The following is a 3,800-nucleotide window of genomic DNA, read 5'->3' as shown; positions in this document are numbered from 1 at the left end:
TAATTTATTCTATTATTATTATAAATTCACCAATATCCCCCCCCCCCCCCACCTATTTGTTTTTTTTTGTTGTGGGGGCCCCCCCCCCCCCCCCCCCCCCCCCCCCAAAACAAAAAATGAGCTCAAACAAATGCTTCAATCGCGGCTAGAGTTACAGTCTTTCATTTAAAAATTTGGAAAAAAATCAACAAAAGCTATTAAAAAAACAAAATTTTTCAACAATTAGTTTAAAACTTCCATCTCCAACAACCCAAACTTTCCCATATTTCGTGATCTACCTCACATAAATTTTTCTTCAAATCGGCTGAACTTTGTCCTATAATTTAAAACCAATTAAAAATGGACACACAAAATTTTAAAGTAAGCAGCGAAAAAAGTTTAGTTGAATGGATCGGAAAAAAAGTAACCGGGGCTCACAGTGGAACCATAGAAGTGAAAGAAGGAAATTTCACTTTTGAAAACGACAAACTTCTGGCTGGAAAATTTGTCATCAGCACAAAATCAATTACAATTCTTGATGTTGAAGATGCAGAAGCCAACGCACAGTTTGCAAGTCATCTCGCTTCTGACGATTTCTTTAATTCAGACCAATATCCTGATCAGACATGCAGAACCAGGTGATAACAATCTTTATCATGCAAAAGGAGACCTTACAATCAAAGGAATTACACATTCTATTGACACAACTTTGCAGATTGTAAAAACACATAGTACCGCAGTTTTAGATGCTAAAATTGTAATCGACAGAACAAAATTCAACATCAAATTCAGATCTGCCAATTTCTTTGCCAACCTTGGTGACACCCTCATCTACAACAATTTCGACTTGAATGTACATTTAGTTGCAGAAACAATTTAATCAAAATTAAAAATTAACCTAAAAAATTTAACATCATGCCCTTTATCAAAATAGATGTTTTACGCGAAGATATCAATCGCGAAACAAAAAAAGAACTTATCAGAAAAATAAGTGAAGTTGTCACTACCGTTTTAAACAAAGATCCTCATTTAACCCATATTGTAATCAACGAAATCGAAGATGATAACTGGGGATACGCCGGAGAGCAGGTTTCAACCTTAAAAGAACAAGGATTTTCAACAGCACCAAAAATTAATTTACACATGAAAAAACAGACAATAATTGTAACAGGAGCATCATCAGGAATTGGTTTAGAGGTTGCCCGCTATTTTTTAGACAGAGGTGATCATGTGGTCATTAATTCACAAACAGCATCAAAATTAGAAGAAGTTTATAACCAATTGGGAGCTGGAGAAAATCTGGCCATGGTTGCAGGAAATGTCGCAGAAAAATCAACAGGAGAAGCTTTGGCAAAAACGGCTCTTGAAAAGTTTGGCTCAGTTGACATATTGGTTAACAATGCAGGAATTTATGAAAATAAAGCGTTTTTGGAAGTAACCGAGGAATATCTGGATAAATTTTTAACAACCAATTTGAAAGGAACATTCTTCACTACACAAGCTGTTCTTCCTCAAATGATCAAGCAAAGAGACGGAGTGGTCATCAACATCGGAACACCGCTTGTGTATCATGCGATTGCACAATCTCCGTCTACGGCACCCATTTCGAGTAAGGGTGCAATTCACGCTTTGACACTGCAACTGGCAGCAGAATTTGGCAAAGATAATATAAGATTTAATACCGTTGCTCCGGGATTAATCAGAACACCGATGCACGCGATGAAAGTATAGACAATAATGCGGGCATCCATCTGATTAACCGTATCGGAGAGCCTGAAGAGGTTGCTCAGATGATTCATGCGATTGCTAAGAATTCGTTTATTTCAGGCGCTATTATTAATGTAGACGGAGGAATGAGTGCCGGTCATAGTTTATAAAAAAATGAAAATTTTAATTGTTTTTGCATGGCTGTTTATTCTACCGGTAAATAGCTATGCTCAAAAAATAAATATCATGAAAACAGAGCAAAATGCTATAAAAAATGCTATTGAGCAGTTGTATTTTAAAGGAATTTACGAAGGGAACCCAGATCTCTTGAAACAGGTTTTTCATAAAGATGCATTAGTAGTAGGAGATATAAAAGGAGTTCCTTATTACAAAACCTCAATACAATATATTGAAGGAGTCGGAAGTCGGCTAAGTCCTGAAAAATCCGGTAAAGATTTTAAGGCAGCGATTATATCAATTGATGTGATAAACACGATTGCTACAGCAAAATTAAATGTAAAAATGTATGATTTTAATTACTATAATTTTATAACTTTCCATAAAATTGATGGTAAATGGCTCATCGTAAATAAAACATTAACAGATGTAGACCCTTAATTTAATTTTTTTAACCAAAATCATCAAAAATCATGTGGAATAAAAATAGAATAACCGATTTATTAGGTATAGAATATCCAATTTTCCAGGGACCTTTCGGTGGCGGATTGTCTACGGTAGAATTGACAACAACGGTCAGTAAATTAGGCGGATTGGGTGGTTATGGCGCTTATACTTTATCCCCTCAGGAAATCTATGATGCTCATCAGCAGATAAAATCAATTACCGATAAGCCCTATAATCTGAATCTTTGGATAAATGACCACGATATTATTAACCAAGACCATACGCAAAAGCAGTATCAGAAAGCAGTAGAAGTTTTTAAGCCCTATTATGACAGCTTAAATATTGAAGTTCCACCACTTCCACCCTCTTTTGAATCGAGATTTCAGAATCAGCTACAGGTTGTTTTTGATATTAAACCTAAAGTTTTCAGCTTTATGTTTGGACTTTTGGATCCTGATATTATTGAAAAACTGAAAAATCAGGGAACAGTTGTTGTCGGAAATGCAACTACCGTCGATGAGGCCATTGCTTTGGAAAATATTGGCGTTGATGTCATTGCAGCTTCAGGTTTTGAAAGTGGCGGCCACAGACCTTCATTTTTGGAAAAAGCAGAACTTTCAACGACCGGAACCTTCGCCTTGATTCAATTAATAAAAGATAAGGTTAAAACTCCGCTCGTAGCCGCGGGGGGAATCGCCAACGGTCGCGGAATCACGGCGGCAATGACTTTGGGAGCAGAAGCCGTACAAATCGGAACGGCATTTTTGGCAACTCAAGAATCCGGAGCGCCGCCTGTTCACAAAGAATTTTTATTCTCTGAAGCCGCAAAATCTACTACTCTTTCCAGAGCGTATACCGGAAGATTAGGACGCGGAATAACCACAGACATTACACGAAAACTGTTGACCGCAACAGATCAAACCTTACCTTTTCCGTTACAGACATCTTTTATCGCATCAATGAGAAAAGCAGCACTGGAACAAAAGAAGTACGAATTGGTTTTCTTCTGGTCGGGTCAGATTGCACCCATCTTAAAACATAAAAGCGCCTCCGTTTTAATGAAATCTTTGATTGAAGAAGCTAGTGAACTGATGAGATGATTTGGTTGGAAGATGGATGCTGGAAGGTTACAATTGAATCGGTAATTTTATCGTAATTAGTTTTCCTGATCAAAATATAATTACCACAGAATTTGTACTTCTGTCAAGGATTTAAGCATATGGTATCAGAAAACTTCATGGAAAAGATTCGTGTCCAAACTCTTGAAAGGATGACAAACTTTGTACATATTTCAAAAACTTAAATTGATGGTTTTCACCCTAGCCCTGATTGAGCGGCATGTTTGAGCTCTTTTCAAGTTTCGGGGGGGGGGGGGGGGGGGGGGGGCGGGTGAGAAAAAACTTTCAGAAAGATTGGGGGGGGTGTGAGCACAAAACAAGGGGTGAAAAAAAAAAAACAACTAAGTGTGGGGGGTGTTTTTTTTGGGTGGG

The 3,800-nt window shown here is 37.5% G+C and carries 3 protein-coding genes and 1 pseudogene; all 4 read left to right on the top strand.

What is annotated here, in order from left to right; genetic code table 11:
* Positions 1–339: 339 nt before the first annotated feature.
* Positions 340–859: pseudogene (locus M2373_RS22460) on the top strand (YceI family protein).
* Positions 860–894: 35 nt separating this feature from the next.
* Positions 895–1,710, top strand: coding sequence for an SDR family NAD(P)-dependent oxidoreductase (locus M2373_RS22455; RefSeq protein WP_259113728.1), 816 nt, complete (start codon positions 895–897; stop codon positions 1,708–1,710).
* 150 nt (positions 1,711–1,860) lie between these two features.
* Entirely contained in the window at positions 1,861–2,304 is a 444-nt protein-coding gene (locus M2373_RS22450; protein WP_259113726.1) for a nuclear transport factor 2 family protein, read from the top strand.
* Between the two features lie 32 nt (positions 2,305–2,336).
* Complete coding sequence (locus M2373_RS22445; protein WP_259113724.1) at positions 2,337–3,410, top strand: nitronate monooxygenase family protein; 1,074 nt, start codon at positions 2,337–2,339, stop codon at positions 3,408–3,410.
* Positions 3,411–3,800: the final 390 nt, after the last annotated feature.

It is taken from the genome of Chryseobacterium sp. JUb7 (assembly GCF_024806495.1).
Lineage (GTDB): Bacteria > Bacteroidota > Bacteroidia > Flavobacteriales > Weeksellaceae > Chryseobacterium.
This window is presented reverse-complemented; position numbering and strand designations above follow the sequence as displayed.

Coding starts and splice junctions, on each gene's coding strand:
- M2373_RS22450 (WP_259113726.1), top strand. CDS start 1,861: ATGAAAATTTTAATTGTTTTTGCATGGCTGTTTATTCTACCGGTAAAT.
- M2373_RS22455 (WP_259113728.1), top strand. CDS start 895: ATGCCCTTTATCAAAATAGATGTTTTACGCGAAGATATCAATCGCGAA.
- M2373_RS22445 (WP_259113724.1), top strand. CDS start 2,337: ATGTGGAATAAAAATAGAATAACCGATTTATTAGGTATAGAATATCCA.